The organism is Streptomyces sp. cg40, from assembly GCF_050320165.1.
Taxonomy (GTDB): domain Bacteria; phylum Actinomycetota; class Actinomycetes; order Streptomycetales; family Streptomycetaceae; genus Streptomyces; species Streptomyces hokutonensis.
Genome location: NZ_CP190128.1, coordinates 7,877,307 through 7,897,001, shown reverse-complemented (window position 1 = coordinate 7,897,001; position 19,695 = coordinate 7,877,307). Strand labels below are relative to the sequence as shown.

Annotated in this window: 14 protein-coding genes; 9 read left to right on the top strand and 5 right to left on the bottom strand. The window is 70.6% G+C overall.

What is annotated here, in order from left to right; genetic code table 11:
• Positions 1-271 precede the first annotated feature (271 nt).
• Together ACQHII_RS35555 and hrpB are read left to right on the top strand one after the other, a co-directional pair.
• Positions 272-1,093, top strand: coding sequence for a class I SAM-dependent methyltransferase (locus ACQHII_RS35555; RefSeq protein ID WP_427925483.1), 822 nt, complete (start codon positions 272-274; stop codon positions 1,091-1,093).
• Positions 1,094-1,150: 57 nt separating this feature from the next.
• Entirely contained in the window at positions 1,151-3,649 is a 2,499-nt protein-coding gene (gene hrpB, locus ACQHII_RS35550; protein WP_427923110.1) for an ATP-dependent helicase HrpB, read from the top strand.
• Here the strand turns inward: hrpB and ACQHII_RS35545 are convergent.
• From ACQHII_RS35545 to ACQHII_RS35535, 3 genes are all read right to left on the bottom strand, one after another.
• Complete coding sequence (locus ACQHII_RS35545; RefSeq protein WP_427923109.1) at positions 3,639-4,631, bottom strand: DUF3068 domain-containing protein; 993 nt, start codon at positions 4,629-4,631, stop codon at positions 3,639-3,641. The two genes, hrpB and ACQHII_RS35545, sit on opposite strands and share 11 nt — an antisense overlap.
• A gap of 53 nt (positions 4,632-4,684) precedes the next feature.
• On the bottom strand, positions 4,685-4,819 hold the full coding sequence (locus ACQHII_RS35540; protein WP_106417094.1) for an SPW_0924 family protein: 135 nt from the start codon (positions 4,817-4,819) through the stop codon (positions 4,685-4,687).
• A gap of 203 nt (positions 4,820-5,022) precedes the next feature.
• Complete coding sequence (locus ACQHII_RS35535) at positions 5,023-6,744, bottom strand: lytic transglycosylase domain-containing protein (protein ID WP_427923108.1); 1,722 nt, start codon at positions 6,742-6,744, stop codon at positions 5,023-5,025.
• A 260-nt stretch (positions 6,745-7,004) separates the two neighbouring features.
• On the opposite strand from ACQHII_RS35535, the gene ACQHII_RS35530 reads away from it, so the two are divergent.
• Positions 7,005-7,859 (top strand): DUF4184 family protein, encoded by an 855-nt coding sequence (locus ACQHII_RS35530; protein WP_427923107.1) that lies wholly within the window; start codon positions 7,005-7,007, stop codon positions 7,857-7,859.
• Here ACQHII_RS35530 and ACQHII_RS35525 read toward each other — a convergent pair.
• Together ACQHII_RS35525 and polA are read right to left on the bottom strand one after the other, a co-directional pair.
• The gene (locus tag ACQHII_RS35525; RefSeq protein ID WP_427923106.1) at positions 7,822-8,229 is read right to left on the bottom strand and encodes a hypothetical protein; all 408 of its coding nucleotides are present in this window, start codon (positions 8,227-8,229) and stop codon (positions 7,822-7,824) included. The genes ACQHII_RS35530 and ACQHII_RS35525 overlap by 38 nt on opposite strands.
• Before the next feature lie 238 nt (positions 8,230-8,467).
• Positions 8,468-11,194 (bottom strand): DNA polymerase I, encoded by a 2,727-nt coding sequence (gene polA, locus ACQHII_RS35520; RefSeq protein WP_427923105.1) that lies wholly within the window; start codon positions 11,192-11,194, stop codon positions 8,468-8,470.
• A 595-nt stretch (positions 11,195-11,789) separates the two neighbouring features.
• On the opposite strand from polA, the gene ACQHII_RS35515 reads away from it, so the two are divergent.
• The 6 genes from ACQHII_RS35515 to ACQHII_RS35490 all read left to right on the top strand — a co-directional run bounded on the left by ACQHII_RS35515 (position 11,790) and on the right by ACQHII_RS35490 (position 19,694).
• Positions 11,790-14,069, top strand: a complete 2,280-nt coding sequence (locus ACQHII_RS35515) for an FdhF/YdeP family oxidoreductase (protein WP_427923104.1) — start codon at positions 11,790-11,792, stop codon at positions 14,067-14,069.
• 63 nt (positions 14,070-14,132) lie between these two features.
• Positions 14,133-14,621: a PaaI family thioesterase gene (locus tag ACQHII_RS35510; protein WP_427923103.1), complete on the top strand. Its 489-nt coding sequence runs from the start codon at positions 14,133-14,135 to the stop codon at positions 14,619-14,621.
• 96 nt (positions 14,622-14,717) lie between these two features.
• Positions 14,718-15,383, top strand: a complete 666-nt coding sequence (locus ACQHII_RS35505; RefSeq protein ID WP_427923102.1) for a hypothetical protein — start codon at positions 14,718-14,720, stop codon at positions 15,381-15,383.
• 229 nt (positions 15,384-15,612) lie between these two features.
• Entirely contained in the window at positions 15,613-16,830 is a 1,218-nt protein-coding gene (locus ACQHII_RS35500; RefSeq protein ID WP_427925482.1) for a branched-chain amino acid ABC transporter substrate-binding protein, read from the top strand.
• A gap of 130 nt (positions 16,831-16,960) precedes the next feature.
• Complete coding sequence (locus ACQHII_RS35495; RefSeq protein ID WP_362980042.1) at positions 16,961-17,890, top strand: branched-chain amino acid ABC transporter permease; 930 nt, start codon at positions 16,961-16,963, stop codon at positions 17,888-17,890.
• 4 nt (positions 17,891-17,894) lie between these two features.
• A complete protein-coding gene (locus ACQHII_RS35490; protein ID WP_427923101.1) occupies positions 17,895-19,694 on the top strand; it encodes a branched-chain amino acid ABC transporter permease in 1,800 nt (599 codons plus the stop codon).
• Position 19,695: the final 1 nt, after the last annotated feature.

Sequence of the window (19,695 nt, the reverse complement as noted above, 5' to 3'; positions counted from 1 at the left end):
CCGGTGGCGCCTCGAAAACCGAGGGGACATACATACAGATGCGAGCGCAACCTGCTACGTCTGAGGTGCGCAGGCCCGCAGCGCAACTTGTAGCATACGGGGGCAGCCAGGCAGGGTCAATGCGCGAAGGCGCACACCCGGGGCGGATCGCCGCATACCCGGCACAAAACGTGTCCCGCGAGGCCACGCAGGCCTGACACACCCCTTCAGTGACGCCGCCGGGGCAGCCGCACCGTAGAGGTGACGGAAGAGTACGACGAGGGAGCCGATCATCCAAGAGCCCGATACGTTCGAACCGGAAGCCACCCGACGTGACGCCGACGTCACCGAGAGTTCCCGCGCCAACCGCGGCTGGTGGGACCGGAACGCGGACGACTACCAGGTCGAGCACGGCACGTTCCTCGGCGACGACCGCTTCGTGTGGGGCCCCGAGGGCCTCGACGAGGTCGAGGCCGAACTGCTCGGCCCGCCGGAGGAGCTGAAGGGCAAGGACGTCCTGGAGATCGGCGCCGGCGCGGCCCAGTGCTCGCGCTGGCTGGCCGCCCAGGGCGCCCGTCCGGTCGCCCTGGACCTCTCGCACCGCCAGCTCCAGCACGCGCTGCGGATCGGCGGATCGTTCCCTCTGGTGTGTGCCGACGCTGGCGCGCTGCCGTTCGCGGACGCATCGTTCGACCTGGCGTGCTCGGCGTACGGGGCGCTGCCGTTCGTCGCGGACCCCGCCCTGGTGCTGCGCGAGGTGCACCGGGTGCTGCGGCCCGGCGGCCGGTTCGTCTTCTCGGCCACGCACCCGATCCGCTGGGCGTTCCCCGACGAGCCGGGCCCCGAGGGACTCACGGTCTCGGCCTCCTACTTCGACCGCACTCCGTACGTCGAGCAGGACGACGAGGGCCGCGCGGTCTACGTCGAGCACCACCGCACCCTCGGCGACCGCATCCGCGACATCGTCGCGTCGGGCCTGCGCCTGGTGGGCCTGGTCGAGCCGGAGTGGCCGTCCTGGAACACCGCCGAGTGGGGCGGCTGGTCGCCTCTGCGCGGCAACCTGATCCCGGGAACGGCCATCTACGTCTGCGAACGCGACCGCGGGCGGGACTGACCGAACGCGGGCACGCGCGCGTAGAGGCCGTTCCGGAAGCCGTACGACACTGGGGGCGTGATCCGCTACGACGCCCTCGACGCGCTGCCCGTCCGAAGCGCCCTGCCCGGACTCGACGCGGCCCTGGAGGCGGGCGGTGCCGCCGTGCTCGTCGCGCCGCCAGGTACCGGCAAGACGACGTTGGTGCCGCTCGCGCTTGCCGGGCTGCTCGGCAAGGAGAACGAGGGGCCCGCGCGGCGGGTGGTCGTCGCCGAGCCGCGGCGGATCGCGGCGCGGGCGGCGGCCCGGCGGATGGCCTGGCTGCTGGGCGAGAAGGTCGGGGAGAGCGTCGGCTACACCGTGCGCGGCGAGCGGGTCGTGGGGCGGCACGGGCGCGTGGAGGTCGTCACGACCGGAGTGCTGCTCCAACGCCTGCAACGGGACCAGGAGTTGACGGGCGTCGACGCCGTGGTCCTGGACGAGTGCCACGAACGGCACCTGGACGCGGACACCGTGGCCGCCTTCCTGGTCGACGTACGGGAGGCGCTGCGGCCCGAGTTGCGTCTGCTCGCGGCGTCCGCGACCACCGACGCGCAGGGCTGGGCCCGGCTGTTGGGCGATGCGCCGGTGGTCGAGGCGGAGGGTGTCGCGTACCCGGTGGAGGTCGTGTGGACGCCCCCGGTACGGCCCGTACGGCCGCCGCACGGGATGCGCGTGGACCCGGCGCTGCTCACGCACGTGGCGTCGGTGGTGCGGCGGGCGCTGGCCGAGCGGGACGGGGACGTGCTGTGTTTCCTGCCCGGCGTGGGTGAGATCGCCCGTGTCGCCGGGCAGTTGGGGGACATCGGTGACGTCGAGGTGCTCCAGGTGCACGGGCGGGCGCCGGCTGCCGTACAGGACGCGGTGCTGTCTCCGGGGGCGCGACGGCGGGTGGTGCTGGCCACGTCCGTGGCGGAGTCCTCGCTGACGGTTCCCGGCGTGCGAGTGGTCGTGGACTCCGGGCTGGCGCGGGAGCCACGGGTCGATCACGCGCGCGGGCTCAGCGCGCTCGCGACGGTACGGGCCTCGCAGGCGGCCGGGCGGCAGCGCGCGGGGCGGGCCGGGCGCGAGGCACCGGGGGCGGTGTACCGGTGCTGGGCGGAGGCCGAGGACGCGCGTCTGCCGCGTTTCCCGGCGCCGGAGATCAAGGTGGCCGACCTGACCGCGTTCGCCCTCCAGGCGGCCTGCTGGGGCGATCCTGAGGCGTCGGGGCTGGCGTTGCTCGACACCCCTCCGGCCGGGGCGATGGCGGCGGCGCGGGGCGTACTGACCGCCGTGGGCGCGGTCGACTCCGACGGGCGGGCCACGTCCCGGGGTGGACAGTTGGCTCGGCTGGGGTTGCATCCCCGGCTGGGGCGGGCGTTGTTGGACACGGGGGCGGCGGGCGCGGAGGTTGTCGCGCTGCTCAGTGAGGAGGCTCCGCGGGAGTACGGCGATGATCTTGCGTCTGCTTTGCGGCGTGCCCGGCGTGGGGGTGACGCTTACTCCGGGCGGTGGCGTGCGGAGGTTCGGCGGCTGCGGGCCGTGGGGGCGGAGATTTCCCGACCGGCCACCCGTTACAACAGCGACGACGCCCTCGTAGGCCTCGTCGCCGCCCTCGCCTACCCCGAGCGTGTCGCCAAGGCCGACGGCGGTTCGTATCTCCTCGTCTCCGGAACCCGTGCCGAACTCGGCGACAACAGCCCCCTTCGCGGCGCCCCTTGGATCGCCGTCGCCGCAGCCGACCGGCCCATCGGCAAAGGGCACGCGCGCGTGCAGCTCGGGGCGGTCGTCGACGAGGACGTCGCCCGGTTCGCGGCCGGTGCGCTGCTCAGCGAGGTGGACGAGGTGCACTGGGCCGGCGGCGACGTGGTGGCCCGGCGCGTCGAGCGGCTCGGGGCGGTGGAGTTGGCGGTACGGCCGCTCAAGGACGCCGACCCCGTCGCCGTACGGGAGGCGCTTGTCGACGGGCTGCGGCAGGAGGGGTTCGGGCTGTTGCGGTGGTCGGCGGATGCCCAAGTGCTGCGGCAGCGGCTGGCGTTCCTGCGGAGACACGTCGGGGCGCCGTGGCCCGACGTGTCCGACGAGGCGCTGCACGCGCGCGTGGACGAGTGGTTGGAGCCGGAGTTGGGGCGGGCGCGACGGCGGAGTGATCTGGGACGGATCGAGGCCGGGCAGGCACTCCAGAGGTTGCTGCCGTGGGCCTCGGGGGATGCAGGACGGCTCGACGCGCTGGCGCCGGAACGGATCGCCGTACCGAGCGGGTCCAGGATCCGGATCGACTACGGGAACCCCGAACAGCCCGTGCTGGCCGTGAAGTTGCAGGAGATGTTCGGGCTCCACGAGTCGCCGAAGGTTGCCGGGGTGCCGGTGCTCGTGCATCTGCTGTCGCCCGCCGGGCGGCCCGCCGCCGTGACCGCTGATCTCGCGTCCTTCTGGAAGGACGGGTACCGGGGTGTGCGGGCCGAGTTGCGGGGGCGGTATCCGAAGCACCCGTGGCCCGAGGACCCGGCGACCGCCGAGGCCACGCGGTTCACCAACGCGCGGCTCAGGCGGTGACCGGTTCCGGTTTCTGGACCTCGCTGGGGGCGGGGTCGCCGGGGCGCCTGCTGCGGGCCTCCAGGTAGAGCGAGAGCGCCAGCAGGACGAGGCCGAGGGACAGGAAGCCCCAGGGGAGGTAGGAGACCATCAGCAGGACGAGGGTGCGGTTGGACTTCACCAGGGCGACGGTGTGCTTGATGTAGTCCTCGCGCATCTTCACGTCACCGGCGAACGCCGTCACCTTCGCGCGACCGCCCAGGAGGGTGCCGCCGCGCAGTTCCTCCTTGTGGATCTCCTCGCCGTAGACGGGTGCCCCGGTGACGGGTTCGACCCAGAACCTGCGGACCGTGGTGTACCAGCGGGTGGTGCCCGTCTTGGCGACCGACTCCGGGGTGATGCCCTTGACCGGCATCGTCTTCGGGAAGGGGACCTTGGTCCAGGGGATGGTCTGCTCGAAGTAGTAGACCTTGACGCCGCGGAAGTTCTGGGTGCCCTTGTAGTGGATGGGGTTGGTGGTGCGGGTCTGCGCGTCGAAGTACTCGTAGTCCCGTTTCTGGGTCAGGAACGGCCACTTGAACTCGATGCCGTCCCGCTTCACCGGGTCGCCGTCGACCATCTCGCCGGTGGCGTGGACGGGGTCCTGGGTGTGCGCGTCGAAGATGTAGCGCTCGGGGATCGAGGAGACCATCTTGCCGTCGGGGCCCTGGACGTAGGACAGGCCGTCCCAGACGACGACGTCCCGGCCGGCCGTCTTGTCGATCTTCTTGGCGGCCTCCACGTTGCCCTTGAGGGTCTGCACGATGGTGACCTTGGGGACCGTCTTGGCCTGCATGGTGCCGTAGTCGAGGAGGGTGGCGTTCTTCGCCTCCAGGACCATGTCCTGGTACTGGTTCGCCGGGATCTTGGCCAGGCGCGGGAAGGCGTACCAGCGCAGCAGCGGGGACAGCGCCGTGAAGAACACGGCGAGGGCGAGCAGGATCAGGCTGGCCTTGCGGCGCATCTCGGCCTCCTTCCCGGGCGGTCAAACGCTTGCGTAAACGCTTGCGCAAGCGTTTACGGGTGCGCGGGCACCGTCGTCAGCAGCGGTTTCGGGGAGGTCTTCCCCATCGGCGAGCCCATCGCGGTGATCGTCAGGATCAGCGCGAAGGCGAGCACCAGTCCGGTCGCGGCGGCGATCAGGGCACGCATGCCGGCCTCCCGACAGACAGAAACCAATGGATTCAGGAACTGATAGGTCGTCAGGTCGGGCACCGTAGCAACGCGCGGGCGAGATGAGAACACGTTGCACACGGACTGGGGGCCGGCACGACGAGGGCGCCCGCCCGCCGAAGCGGAGGGGCGCCCTCGTGGTGCGGTCGTGCGGACTGCCGTGGTGCGGTCGTGCGGTGGGGCTACGCGCTCGGCGAGGCCGACGGGCTCGGGTCGGCCGAGGCGCTCGGGCTGGGCGAGGAGGTGTCGGTCGCCGCGGCCACGGTCAGTTCGACCGTGAGGGTCGCACCGCCCGTGGTGGTGATGCGGAGCAGGAAGGTGCCGGTGGTGTCGTCCGCGTACAGCTTCGGCAGCTTCAGGAGGCCGTCGGCGTCCGTGGCCAGGCCGGTCAGGGTGCGGACGGTCTTGCCGTCGGCGTCCTTGAAGTAGGGGCCCTTGTCGTTCTCGGTGGCGTCGTCGGTCGCCTTGATGAGGGTCGCGGTGGCCGCGACCTTGTCGGCGACCGCGCCGCCCTCGGTGGCCTTCACCTCGACCTGGTCGGCGAACTCGCCGCCCGGGGTGCAGGTCAGCGCGGTGGTGCTGGTGCGGACGAGGGTGTCGGCGACCCGGGGCGTGACGCTCGCCGTGTAGTCGAGAGCGGCGATCGTCCGGCCGAGGATGGTGGCACGGACGGTGAAGTCACCGGTCGTCTCGCCTGCTTGCAGGGCGGGGGCGACGGCCACGCCGGAGCTGTTGGTCTGGGCCGTGGCGACCTTCTCGCCGCCGGCGAAGGTGGCGTCGGTGTCCCCGACGACGGTGAACCGGATCTTGACCTTGGCGACGGCCTTGCCCGCCGAGGTCTGGGCGCGGGTGCTGATCGTCTTGGTGAACGCGTCGCCCGCCATCGCGGTCAGCTTCGCCGTACCCGCGTCCGCCAGCTTGGCCACCGTGTCCGTCGGGGTCGGCGTGGGTGTCGGGGTCGGCGTGGGCGTCGGGGTGGCCGGCGTGGAGGGGCTCGGCGACGAGGTCGTCGGAGTCGACGGGGAGGGCGAGGGCGAGGGGCTGGCCGTCGAGCCGTCATCGCTGCGGCCCGAGGGCAGGGTGCCCGTGCCGTCCGGGACCGAGTGGGTGCCCTTGCGGTAGAACTCCAGCCACGACAGGACCGTGTTCAGGTAGTCCGTCGAGTTGTTGTAGCTGAGGATCGCGCTGCGCAGGCCCGCGTCGGTCGACAGGTTCCAGTTGTTGCGGCAGAGGTAGTGGCCGGCGGCGAGTGCGGCGTCGTAGACGTTGTTGGGGTCCTTGACCCCGTCGCCGTTGCCGTCGCGGCCTGCCCACGCCCAGGTCGACGGGATGAACTGCATGGGCCCGACGGCCTGGTCGTACTCGCTGTTGCCGTCGTACTTGCCGTTGTCGGTGTCCCTGATGAGCGCGAAGCCGTTGCCGTCGAGCGCGGGGCCGAGGATCTTGGAGGTCGTGGTGCCGTTCGCGTCGACCTGGCCGCCGCGCGCCTGGCCCGACTCCACCTTGCCGATGGCGGCGAGGAGTTGCCAGGGCAGGTTGCAACCGGGCTTGGAGGTGGCGAGTTCGGCCTCGGCCTTCTTGTAGGCGTCTAGGACGGTCGCGGGGATGCCCGCCTCGGCCTCGCCCACCGAGACCGGGGTCCCTATGGACGGCGACTGACTGGCGCTCGTACTGGGGTTCGGGCTGCTCAGCGGCGGGAGGTCCGTGTAGTACGGCGAGTCTCCGGTGGCGCTGCGACCGGTGCTTCCGTCACTCCCGTCGAGTGCGGTCCGGCCGGCGGGGAGCGTTCTGTGGCCGCCGGTCGCCGCCGGAGCCTGGGACGCGGACAGTGCCGCGACCGCTGCCGCGGCCACCGCTGTCGTCGCCGCACCCTTGCGCAGCCGCCTGCCGAAATGCGCCGTCATGGAGTGAACCCCTCCCAGGGACGCCCGAGCGCCCGTCCTTGTCTGTTGCCTCTGCGCCTGTTGTGACGGTCGAGCCGCCCCGCAGGTTGCCCTCGTGGTGGTTATCGGATGGTGTGTACTTGTTCTCCGTCTCCGCCCGCCATGCGGGCCCCGCGCGGGGACCCAGGCGACCCTACGACAACTTGCTTTGCACGGGCACCCGTTGGTGGCCGTTATTCACCACCTGGCCATATGCCGATGACTCCTACGGGGAGCCCCTGTTGCCGTTCACTTTGAGTCATGCCGCCGCCGTACTGCCCGCCGTGCGCGGCGACGGCACAGGGCGCGGCCGACTGGTACCGGCGGTGCTGATCGCGGGTTCCTTCGCCCCCGACATGACCTACTACGCGGCGAGCGCGGCCCCGGGGGCGATGGAGTTCGGCAACGTCACGCATTCCTTCCCGGGCGTCTTCACCGTCGACGTCCTCATCACCTGGACGACGGTCGCCCTGTGGCTCCTGCTGCGCGAGCCCCTGGTGGCGCTCCTCCCCCGCGCCCGCCGGTCCCGGACGGCGACCCTGCTGCGCTGCGGCACGCCACGCGCGCGTGCCACCCCGTCACTGGCCGCGTGGTGGTACGTCTCCGCGGTGCTCGGCGGCCTGACCCATGTCGTGTGGGACGCGTTCACGCACCACGACCGGTGGGGCGTACGGCTGTTCCCCGTCCTCGACCGCACGGTGGGCGGCCGACCGCTGTTCTCGGCTCTCCAGTACGGCAGTTCGGCGGTCGGCGCGCTGCTGATCGCCGCGTTCCTGGTGCGTGCGCTACGACGGGTTCCGGCCACCGCACCGGTCGGGGTGCCCGTGCTGTCGGCGCGGGACCGGTGGGCGGCCGGTGCCGTCATCGGCGGCTGCGCGCTGGTCGCGGCGGTGGAGCGGGCGTCGCACTGGTGGGCGTACTGGGGCTCGACGGCGAGCGCCTGGGACCTGATCCCGACCCTGTGCTTCGGGGCGGGCGCCGGGCTGGTCCTGGGCGTGCTGCTGTACGCGGTGGGCGTCCGGGTGTGGCGCCCGGCGGCCTCCGGAGTGCCCGACGGGGTCAGCGCGGAGCGGAGCCGTCCGGCGGGGTCGCGATGAACACCGTCATGGTGTGCACGGAACGTGACCTCGGCAGCCGGGTGAGCACGAGGTCCAGATAGCTGCGGCCCAGCTCGGCCCAGAGCCGCCACACGGGGGTGCCGGTGGGCGTGGTGGCCGGCCCCTGCGGGTGTCTGGCCTGTTCTCGGGGGTCCACGGCCGTCTCGTCCCGGAACGTGAGGCGGTGCCGAAGGCCTGCGGCCGTGTGCCGGACGGCCATGGCGAGGTCGGCGGGGATGCGGGCGGTGCTTGCGCCGGCGGCGAGGGCCGGGACCGGCGGGCGGGGCGTGACCTGGGCGGCAGCGGCGCCCGCTGCCTGTATCCGGGTCCGCGCCCGGCCCGACCGGCGATGGAGCATGCGTATACCCATGCCCGCATCCTTACGGTCACCGGGGGCAGGTGGCGTCTCCGCGGGGGCCACGCGGGTGACGGGTCCGTTAGGGGTTGGGCGGGGGTCGTGCGGGAAGTTTCCGTTGCCGGGGAAGGGCGAGAGCGGGTTCGGCACCGCCGGGATACGCCGTCGCGCGTGCTCGCCGTTGCGGCGGAGAGCTGAAGCGGGCCGAGTTGAAAAGCTCGCCCGGGGCACCCCTCCGCCGCACCGCCGCAGGCTAGTGCGCCGCCGACTCCCAGTCCGGGCCCACACCCACCGAGACGTCGAGCGGTGCCCGGAGGTGCACCGCGCCCGCCATCTCGTGGCGGACCAGTTCCTCCGTGGCCGCTCGTTCGCCGGGGGCGATCTCCAGGACGATTTCGTCGTGGACCTGGAGGAGCATGCGGGACTTGAGGCCGGCCTCGCGCAGGGCGGTGTCGACCTTGAGCATGGCCATCTTGACGATGTCGGCCGCGGTGCCCTGGATCGGCGCGTTCAACGCCATCCGCTCGGCGGCTTCCCGGCGTTGGCGGTTGTCGCTGTTGAGGTCGGGGAGGTAGCGGCGGCGCCCGAAGAGGGTTGCCGTGTAGCCCGTGGCCCGTGCCTCGTCGACCGCGCGGCGCAGATAGTCCCGTACGCCGCCGAAGCGCTCGAAGTAGGTGTCCATCAGGACCCGTGCCTCGCCCGCGTCGATGTTCAGCTGCTGGGAGAGGCCGAACGCCGAGAGTCCGTAGGCGAGGCCGTAGGACATCGCCTTGATCTTGCGGCGCATCTCCGCGTCGACCGCGGAACCCTCGACGGAGAACACCTGGGAGGCGACCGTGGTGTGCAGGTCCTCGCCGGAGGTGAACGCCTCCAACAGGCCCTCGTCCTCGGAGAGATGGGCCATCACGCGGAGTTCGATCTGGCTGTAGTCCGCGGTCATGAGGGACTCGAAGCCCTCGCCGACCACGAAGCCGCGGCGGATCGCCCTGCCCTCGTCCGTGCGGACCGGGATGTTCTGGAGGTTCGGGTCCGTCGACGACAGACGTCCCGTCGCCGCCACCGTCTGGTTGAACGTGGTGTGGATGCGGCCGTCCGTCGCGATCGTCTTGATCAGGCCCTCGACGGTGACACGCAGCTTCGCCTGTTCGCGGTGGCGGAGCATGATGACCGGCAGTTCGTTCTCGGTCTGGTTGGCGAGCCAGGCCAGGGCGTCCGCGTCCGTGGTGTAGCCGGTCTTCGTCTTCTTGGTCTTGGGCAGGCCGAGTTCGCCGAAGAGAACTTCCTGGAGCTGCTTGGGCGAGCCGAGGTTGAACTCGTGTCCGGCCGCCGCGTGCGCCTCCTTCACCGCCTGCTGGACGGCACCGGCGAACATCTGCTCCATGGCCTCGAGATGGGCCTTGTCGGCCGCGATGCCGTACCGCTCCAGGCGGGCGAGCAGGATCGAGGTGGGCAGCTCCATGTCCCGCAGCAGGTCCGCCGCGCCGACCTCATCGAGGCGCTCCCCGAAGGCGTCCCCCAGGTCGAGGATCGCGCGGGCCTGCACCATCAGGGCGTCCGCCTCGGCGCCGTCGTCCGCGCCGAAGGCCAGCTGCCCGTCGGCCGTGGCGGCGGGGGCCAGCTCGCGGCCGAGGTACTCCAGGGACAGCGCGTCGAGGTCGAAGGAGCGGCGGCCGGGCTTGACCAGGTAGGCGGCGAGCGCGGTGTCCATGGTGATGCCGTTGATGGTCCAGCCGTGCTCGGCGAAGACCCGCATCGCGCCCTTGGCGTTGTGGAACACCTTGGGGCGGTCGGCGTCGGCCAGCCAGGCCGCGAACGCGTTCTCGTCGCCCTCGTCCAGCTCGGCGGGGTCGAACCAGGCGGCAGCTCCCCCGGCGGTGGCGAGCGCGACCTCGGTGACCGAACCCGAGCCGAGGGTCCAGGTGTCGACGGTGGCGACGCCGAGGGGCTCGGTGCCGTAGTCGGCGAGCCAGCCGGGCAGTTCGCCGGTGCCGAGGACCGAGCCGTCGACCGCTACACCGCTCTCGGCGGGCGGGGTCGCGTCGGCCTCCTCGCTGCCCGGGTCGACGGCCAGCAGGCGCTCGCGCAGCGAGGGGTTGCGGATCTCCAGGGTGTCGAGAACCATCGCGACGGCCGTGCGGTCGTAGGGAGCGCGCTCCAGGTCGACGACCGTCCTGGGCAGTTCGACGTCCTTGACCATCTCGGTGAGGCGGCGGTTGAGCTTGACCGCGTCCAGGTGGTCGCGGAGGTTCTGCCCGGCCTTGCCCTTGACCTCGTCGACGCGCTCGACCAACTCGGCGAAGGAACCGAACTGGTTGATCCACTTCGCGGCGGTCTTCTCGCCGACGCCGGGGATGCCGGGGAGGTTGTCGGACGGGTCGCCGCGCAGGGCCGCGAAGTCGGGGTACTGGGCGGGCGTCAACCCGTACTTCTCGACGACCTTCTCCGGAGTGAACCGGGTCAGCTCGGAGACGCCCTTCGTCGGGTAGAGCACCGTGGTGTGGTCGGACACCAGCTGGAAGGAGTCCCGGTCGCCGGTGACGATCAGCACGTCGAAGCCCTCGGCCTCGGCCTGGGTGGCGAGCGTGGCGATGACGTCGTCGGCCTCGAAGCCGTCGACCGCGAACCGGGAGACGTGCATCGCGTCGAGCAGCTCGCCGATCAACTCGACCTGGCCCTTGAACTCGTCCGGGGTCTTGGAGCGGTTCGCCTTGTACTCGGTGAACTCCTCGGAGCGCCAGGTCTTGCGGGACACGTCGAAGGCCACCGCGAAGTGCGTGGGCGCCTCGTCCCGCAAGGTGTTGGCCAGCATCGACGCGAAGCCGTAGATCGCGTTCGTCGGCTGGCCCGTCGCGGTCGTGAAGTTCTCCGCGGGCAGCGCGAAGAACGCGCGGTAGGCCAGCGAGTGCCCGTCCATCAGCATCAGCCGTGGACGGTCTCCGCCGGAGGTCTTGTCGGTCTTCTTCGATGCTGTCTCTGCCACGACCCCGATCCTGCCACGCCCCACTGACAGTCGGAGTCACAGCCGCCGCGTCGGAGGCCGTGGCCGCGACGAACGAAGGTCGGGCGAGGGTGAACGGGAGGCGTGGGCGGGACGGTGGTTGCCGCCGCGACAGCGGGAGCGGCGGCCGATCCGGCGCGGCCCGCGGTGCGGAGACCGTGGTGACGGAGGAAACAGAGGAAACGGAGGAAACCCGCGTAGGGCGGGGGCGGTGTGGCCCGTCGCGTCACGTCCCGTCGCGGCGACGGTCGCACGGGAACCGGTCCCCGTGGCCGCGTGGAAGGCCTCGCACGCGTGCGAGGCCACCATCGCCGTAGAAGATCCGGACGGTCGCCGCAGGAGGCCCAGGCGGTCGCCGCAGAAGACCCGGGCGGACACTCCCCGGCCCGCCGCCCGGCGGATCGCACCGACCGGCACCACTCGCAGCAGCAAGGAACCGGAGAAACCCACTCCGCCCCACACCTCGCCCCGCACACACGCCGAAAACATAGAGCCCACGAACCGCCCTCGGCGCTGTCACTGCCGCGTGCGAGGATCGGAGATGTAGAGCACATGTGCCAGCGAAGGAGGGCCCGCGATGGCCACGAAGCCGCCCCAGGGCGATCCGGTCCAGGACGCGCCGCAGGTCACCGAGCCGAAGCATGCCGCAGCCGGCCTCCCGGCGATCGGGCACACGCTGCGTATCGCCCAGCAGCAGATGGGTGTGAAGCGCACCGCGCTGACGCTGCTGCGGGTGAACCAGAAGAACGGCTTCGACTGCCCGGGCTGCGCCTGGCCGGAGCCGGACCACCGGCACGCGGCGGAGTTCTGCGAGAACGGCGCGAAGGCGGTCGCCGAGGAGGCCACCCTGCGCCGGGTGACCCCCGAGTTCTTCGCCGCCCATCCGGTGGCCGATCTCGCGACCCGCAGCGGTTACTGGCTGGGCCAGCAGGGCCGGCTCACGCACCCCATGTATCTCCCCGAAGGGGCCGAGCGCTACGAACCGGTCACCTGGGAGCGGGCGTTCGACATCGTCGCGGAGGAGATCGCCGCCCTCGGCTCGCCCGACGAGGCGCTGTTCTACACCTCGGGCCGCACCAGCAACGAGGCCGCGTTCCTGTACCAGCTGTTCGCGCGGGAGCTGGGCACCAACAACCTGCCGGACTGCTCGAACATGTGCCACGAGTCGTCGGGTTCCGCTCTGAGCGAGACGATCGGCATCGGCAAGGGCAGCGTCCTGCTTGAGGACCTCTACAAGGCGGACCTGATCGTCGTCGCCGGCCAGAACCCGGGCACCAACCATCCGCGCATGCTCTCCGCCCTGGAGAAGGCCAAGGCCAACGGCGCGAAGATCATCAGCGTCAACCCGCTGCCCGAGGCGGGCCTGGAGAAGTTCAAGAACCCGCAGACCCCGCAGGGCATGCTCAAGGGCGCCGCCCTCACCGACCTGTTCCTCCAGATCCGCATCGGCGGCGACCAGGCCCTCTTCCGCCTCCTCAACAAGCTCATCCTGGAGACGGAGGGCGCGGTCGACCAGGCCTTCGTCGACGAACACACGCACGGCTACGAGGAGTTCGCGGCCGCCGCGCGGGAGGCCGACTGGGACGAGACGCTGCTCGCGACCGGGCTGACCCGCCCGGAGATCGAGAAGGCCCTGGAGATGGTGCTCGCCTCCGAGCGCACCATCGTGTGCTGGGCGATGGGCCTCACCCAGCACAAGCACTCCGTGCCGACGATCCGCGAGGTCGTCAACTTCCTTCTGCTGCGCGGCAACATCGGCCGCCCGGGCGCGGGTGTGTGCCCGGTGCGCGGCCACAGCAACGTGCAGGGCGACCGCACCATGGGCATCTTCGAGCGCCCCGCGCCCGCCTTCCTGGACGCCCTGGAGAAGGAGTTCGGCTTCGCCCCGCCGCGCGAGCACGGCTACGACGTGGTCGCCGCGATCCGCGCCCTGCGCGACGGCGATGCGAAGGTGTTCTTCGCGATGGGCGGCAACTTCGTGGCCGCCTCCCCCGACACCGAGGTCACCGAGGCGGCCATGCGGCGCGCCAGCCTCACCGTGCACGTGTCGACGAAGCTCAACCGCTCGCACGCCGTCACGGGCGCGCGTGCCCTGATCCTGCCCACCCTGGGCCGTACCGAGCGCGATCTCCAGGGCGGCGGCGAGCAGTTCGTCACCGTCGAGGACTCGATGGGCATGGTGCACGCCTCGCGCGGCCGGCTGGAGCCCGCGAGCAGCCGGCTGCTGTCCGAGCCGGCCATCGTGTGCCGCCTCGCCCGCCGCGTCCTCGGCGCCGAATCCCGCACCCCCTGGGAGGAGTTCGAGAAGGACTACGGGACGATCCGCGACCGCATCGCGCGCGTGATTCCCGGTTTCCAGGACTTCAACGAGCGGGTCGCCCACCCCGGCGGCTTCGCCCTGCCGCACGCCCCGCGCGACGAGCGCCGCTTCCCCACGGCCACCGGAAAGGCCAACTTCACCGCCGCGCCCGTCGAATACCCCGAACTCCCCGAAGGGCGCCTGCTGTTGCAGACGCTGCGCTCGCACGACCAGTACAACACCACGATCTACGGCCTCGACGACCGCTACCGGGGCATCAAGAACGGCCGCCGGGTCGTCATGGTCCACCCCGACGACGCTGCCCGGCTCGGCATCGCCGACGGGTCGTACGTCGATCTGGTCGGCGAGTGGAAGGACGGTGTGGCGCGGCGGGCGCCCGGCTTCCGGGTGGTGCACTACCCGACCGCGCGGGGCTGCGCCGCCGCCTACTACCCCGAGACCAACGTCCTCGTCCCGCTGGACGCCACCGCGGACACCAGCAACACCCCGGCCAGCAAGTCCGTCGTCGTACGTCTGGAACAATCGGCGACCGACTGAGCGTTTGCTCAGCCGACCGTCAGGTCCATCCAGTCAGGCGAAAGACGAACGGAGTCCGGTCCCATGGGCGAGCAGCAGCGAGGGAAGTTCCCGCAGGACGTCATCGACGAGTACTCGGCACTCGGCATCGACCTGGTCGCCCTGTTCTCGGCGGGCCACCTCGGCACGCGCATGGGCGTGGAGATCGTGGAGGCGTCCGCCGAGCGCGTCGTCGGGACCATGCCGGTCGAGGGGAACACCCAGCCCTACGGACTGCTGCACGGCGGCGCGTCCGCCGTACTGGCCGAGACCCTGGGCTCGCTCGGGGCCATGCTGCACGGCGGCAGCTCGAAGATCGCCGTCGGCGTCGACCTGAACTGCACGCACCACCGCGGCGCCCGCTCCGGCCTGGTCACCGGAGTGGCCACCCCCGTGCACCGGGGCCGCTCGACGGCGACGTACGAGATCGTGATCAGTGACGAGGAGGGGCGACGGGTGTGCAGTGCACGGCTGACCTGTCTGCTGCGGGACGTGAAGCCGGGAGACGGGATCCCCGCGGGCGCCGCGAGCTGATCCCGCCGGTCCCTCACCCCGTCGGGGGCGGTGGGCCGGACTCCGTCTTCCGCACCCCCGTCCACTCCCCTACCGTTTTCCCATGAGGCTGTCGGCATGAGCGGTATCGGGCCCGTCGAATCCGTCGACTCGCCGGAGACGAACGGGAGTTACGAAGTCATCGGCGGCGATCCGCCCCATCTGACGGACCGTTGGCACGCCCTGTCGCCGCGCACCCGCAGAGCCGCGCTCGCGGCGGGCGCGGTCGCCGCCCTGGGCGTCGGAGCCGTCCTCCTGCCGCCCGTCCACACCTCCCGGCAGAGCGACCCGCAGCCACCCACGCCGTGGCCCGCGAACATCACCGAGTGGCGCTACGTCGGACTCGCCCAGACCACCGACACCCCCACCACGACCGGTTTCTTCCGCTTCGCGGTCACCGTGGACAGCGGACCCCCCGTCACCCTGCGCGTAACCGGCGCCGCCTTCGACGGACTCACCGCCGAGGCCGTTCCGGAACCGTCCTTCACCGTGCGCACCGGAGCGACCCGCCGCGTCACCGTGGAGATTTCGGTTTCCGACTGTTCGGGACTGCCCCTGAATGCGGACCTCGCCTTTCTGGACGTAACGCTGCGTAACACGCGCGCAATACAACGCCACAGTTTCATCTTCGGCGCCTCCTACTCCAAGGACCTTTCCCAGCTCCTCCACAGGGCCTGCGGTACGACAAACGCCAGGCCAGGCCCACGGCCAAGCGGAAGTGCAGGTTCTCAAAATGTGGACTGAGAGGGAATTGCGCCAAAACGGCTGAGACCCACCTTCCGCGAAGGTCGCCAACCGGCACGTCATAACAAGAAAGTCACAAGCCAGCGCACGACGATGCTCATGCCCTCACACCGGGCTTAGAGTCACGGCCAGTCACCGCTCCATCGGGAGTTCGGTACCAGCGCAGCACCCTCCGCCCCCACCCGGGCGACTGTGCCTGCGGAAAGGACAGATTGTGCGACAGCGTTCTCTGGTGATTCTTACCTCCGTACTCACCACCGGAGCTCTGACCCTCACCGCCTGCGGTTCCCGGGACAGCGGCAGCAAGAGTGACAGTGGGTCCACCACCCTGACGATCGGCGTCGACGCTCCCCTGTCCGGTGAGAACTCCACCACCGGCCTCGGCATCCAGTACGGCGTCCAGATCGCCGTCGACGACGCCAACAAGAACAACTGGGTCCCCGGCGTCAAGTTCAAGCTCAAGGCCCTGGACGACAAGGCGCAGCCCGCCACCGGCCAGTCCAACGCCACCGCCTTCACCGGCGACAGCAACGTTGTCGGCGCCGTCGGCCCGCTGAACTCCGGCGTCGCCCAGTCGATGCAGCAGGTGTTCGCCTCGGCCAACATGGTCGAGATCTCCCCCTCGAACACCAACCCGGCCCTGACCCAGGGCAAGGACTGGGCGACCACCAAGACGCGGCCGTACAAGACGTACTTCCGCACCGCCACCACCGACGCCCTCCAGGGTGCGTTCGCCGCCGACTACGCGTACAACGGCCTCAAGAAGAAGAAGGCCTTCGTCGTCGACGACAAGCAGACCTACGGCGCCGGCCTGGCCGGGATCTTCAACAGCGCCTTCAAGAAGCTCGGCGGCTCCATCGCGGGCACCGACCACGTCAACACCGGCGACACCGACTTCAGCTCGCTCGTCACCAAGATCAAGAACTCCGGCGCCGACCTGCTCTACTACGGCGGCCAGTACGACGAGTCGGAGAAGATCACCAAGCAGCTCAAGGGCGCCGGCGTCAAGATCCCGCTGTTCGGCGGTGACGGCATGTTCGCCACCACCTACATCCAGACCGCCGGCGCGGCCGCCGAGGGCGACCTCGCCACCTCCGTCGGTGTCCCCGCCGACACGCTGCCCGCCGCCAAGCAGTTCATCGCGACCTACAAGGCCAAGGGCTACAAGGGTGACTACGGCGCCTACGGCGCCTACGCCTACGACGCCGCCACCGCCATCATCAAGGCAGTGAAGGCCGTCAAGGACGCCAACGGCGACAAGCTCCCCGCCAGCAACGACCTCCGCTCCAAGGTCGTCGACGCCGTCCAGAAGTCCGACTTCGAGGGCATCTCCGGCAAGGTCGCGTTCGACGAGTACGGCGACACCACCAACAAGCAGCTCACCGTCTACCAGGTCACCAACGGCGCCTGGAAGGCCGTGAAGACCGGCACCTTCAACGGCAGCTGATCTCAGCTCCAGCACCACCGCACCACGGGCCGCGCGGAAGGAGGATCCCGACCGCGCGGCCCGTTGTCACACCCCCACCCCCAGGCACGCGATCTGTGCACACGACCCCAGCGACAATGGAGGCCACGCGGTGAACACCCTGCCGCAGCAGCTGGCCAACGGGCTGCTCCTAGGCTCGATGTACGGGCTGATCGCCATCGGCTACACGATGGTGTACGGCATCGTCCAGCTCATCAACTTCGCGCACGGCGAGATCTTCATGACCGGGGCCTTCGGTGCCCTCACGGTCTACGCCTACATCCTGCCCGACGGCACCTCGATGGTGGTCGCCGTACCACTCATGCTGATCGGCGGCGGAATCGTCTCCGTCCTCGTCGCGGTAGGGGCCGAACGATTCGCCTATCGCCCCCTGCGGCAAGCACCACGACTGGCGCCCCTGATCACCGCCATCGGCCTCTCCCTGTCACTGCAGGAACTCGTCCGGAACTTCTACCCGGGCGCCGACAAGGCCCGCTCCTTCCCGAGCCTCGACGGCAACCACGACATCGGCTCCGTCACCATCTCCGACGCCGACATCTTCCTGGTCATCGCCGCCGTCATCTGCATGTCGGGCCTCGCCTGGTTCGTCCGCAAGAGCCGCACCGGCCGCGCCATGCAGGCCACCGCGCAGGACCCGGACACCGCCCAGCTCATGGGCATCGACACCAACCGCATCATCGTCATAGCGTTCGCCATCGGCGGCTTCTTCGCCGCCGTAGCAGCCGTCTCCTACGGCCTCAAGTACGGCAACATCGACTACCGCATGGGCTTCCTGATGGGCCTCAAGGCCTTCACCGCGGCGGTCATGGGCGGCATCGGCAACATCTACGGCGCCATGCTCGGCGGAGTCGTCCTCGGCGTCGCCGAGACCCTCGCCTCCGCCTACATCAGCAAGATCCCCGGCATGGAACAGCTCGGCGGCTCCAGCTGGGCCAACGTCTGGGCTTTCTGTCTCCTCATCCTCGTACTGCTGTTCAGGCCACAGGGTCTGCTCGGCGAACGCGTCGCGGACAGGGCGTGATCACATGACCGACACGACCGAGACCCCCAAGACGCCGGCCGCCGCCCCCGCGGAACAGCGCGGCCTCATCCCGCTGCCCCTCGCAGCCGCCCGCGCCCTCCTCCTGGTCGGCGGCATCGCCACCACCGCCTCCACCTTCCTGCGCTGGACCTGGACCTCCGACTTCCCCGGCGACCTCACCGTCAACGGCTACCCCGGCGGCCTCCAGGTCCTCACCCTCGTCGCAGGCCTCCTCACCGCGCTGTTCGCCCTCGCCTCCTACGGCATCCGAGGACTCGGCTGGCTCCTGCCCGCCCGCAACAACGCGCCCCTCGTCCTCACCGCCCTCGGCGGCTTCGCCGTCACCTGGTACACGGTCATCGCGATCGCCGCCAAACTCGGCGGAATCGTCAACTGGGAACCCGGCACCTACATCGCCGCCGTCGCCTCCCTGCTCCCCGTCATCGGCGCCCTCGCCCTCCCGCAGGACGCCACCGACACCACCAAGGAAGCGCTCAAGGCGTACATCGCCAAGCCCGACGGCATCCCGGCCCCCCAGGCCACCGCACCCTGGATCCAGCGACTGATCATCACGATCGTCGCCGCCCTCGCCCTCACCGTCTTCGCCTACGGCATCGACGCCGAGGACGAGCTCTTCGTCGGCTTCCTCATCGTGGTCGTCTTCACCTCCTGGGCACTGCACAGCGCCGGCCTCTTCGACCGGTTCAGCCACCTCACGGCCACCAACCGCAGCTTCGCCCTCGCCATGGGCTTCGTCGCCGCGATCGGCTTCCCGTTCACCCAGACCAACGACCACTACGCCAACCTCGGCGTCAACATCCTGATCTTCGGCACCGTCGCCCTCGGCCTCAACATCGTCGTCGGCCTCGCCGGACTCCTCGACCTCGGCTACGTCGCATTCCTCGGCGTCGGCGCCTACACCGCCGCCCTGGTCTCCGGCTCCGAGTTCTCCAAGTTCTCCGGCGTCCAGTTCCCCTTCTGGGCCGCCGCCCTCACCGGCGCCGCCGCCAGCCTGGTCTTCGGCGTCCTCATCGGCGCCCCGACCCTGCGCCTGCGCGGCGACTACCTCGCCATCGTGACCCTCGGCTTCGGAGAGATCTTCCGCATCGCCGTCAACAACATGGACGGCGTCTCCGGCCCGGACATCACCAACGGCCCCAACGGCATCCCGTCCATCCCCGACCTGTCGTTCTTCGGCTTCAACTTCGGGGACAACCACGACATCGCCGGATTCACCATCGGCCGGTTCGCCAACTACTACCTGCTCATGGTCCTGATCATGGCGCTCGTGGTCACGATCTACCGCCGCGCCTCCGACTCCCGCATCGGCCGATCCTGGATCGCCATCCGCGAGGACGAGACCGCCGCCACCGCCATGGGCATCAACGGCTTCCGCGTCAAGCTCATCGCCTTCGCCCTCGGCGCCACCCTCGCCGGCCTCGCCGGCACGGTCAGCGCCCACGTCACCTACAGCGTGGTGCCCAACCCGTACCAGTTCGCCGGAGCGGCCCCGCCCAACTCCGCGTTCCTCCTCGCCGCCGTCGTCCTCGGCGGCATGGGCACCGTCTCCGGACCCTTCCTCGGCGCCGCCCTGCTCTACCTGCTCCCGGAGAAGCTCGTCGCCCTCCAGGACAAGTCGCTCCTCGCCTTCGGCATCGCGCTCATCCTCCTGATGCGCTTCCGCCCCGAGGGCATCATCCCCAACCGCCGACGCCAGCTGGAATTCCACGAGACCGGCCAGCTCGACGTACCGGACACCACGACCCTGACCGACGAACCGGCCATCACCAAGGCAGGGGCGTAGA

Coding starts and splice junctions, on each gene's coding strand:
- ACQHII_RS35545 (WP_427923109.1), bottom strand. CDS start 4,631: ATGCGCCGCAAGGCCAGCCTGATCCTGCTCGCCCTCGCCGTGTTCTTC.
- ACQHII_RS35540 (WP_106417094.1), bottom strand. CDS start 4,819: ATGCGTGCCCTGATCGCCGCCGCGACCGGACTGGTGCTCGCCTTCGCG.
- ACQHII_RS35535 (WP_427923108.1), bottom strand. CDS start 6,744: ATGACGGCGCATTTCGGCAGGCGGCTGCGCAAGGGTGCGGCGACGACA.
- ACQHII_RS35525 (WP_427923106.1), bottom strand. CDS start 8,229: ATGGGTATACGCATGCTCCATCGCCGGTCGGGCCGGGCGCGGACCCGG.
- ACQHII_RS35515 (WP_427923104.1), top strand. CDS start 11,790: ATGGCCACGAAGCCGCCCCAGGGCGATCCGGTCCAGGACGCGCCGCAG.
- ACQHII_RS35510 (WP_427923103.1), top strand. CDS start 14,133: ATGGGCGAGCAGCAGCGAGGGAAGTTCCCGCAGGACGTCATCGACGAG.
- ACQHII_RS35505 (WP_427923102.1), top strand. CDS start 14,718: ATGAGCGGTATCGGGCCCGTCGAATCCGTCGACTCGCCGGAGACGAAC.
- ACQHII_RS35490 (WP_427923101.1), top strand. CDS start 17,895: ATGACCGACACGACCGAGACCCCCAAGACGCCGGCCGCCGCCCCCGCG.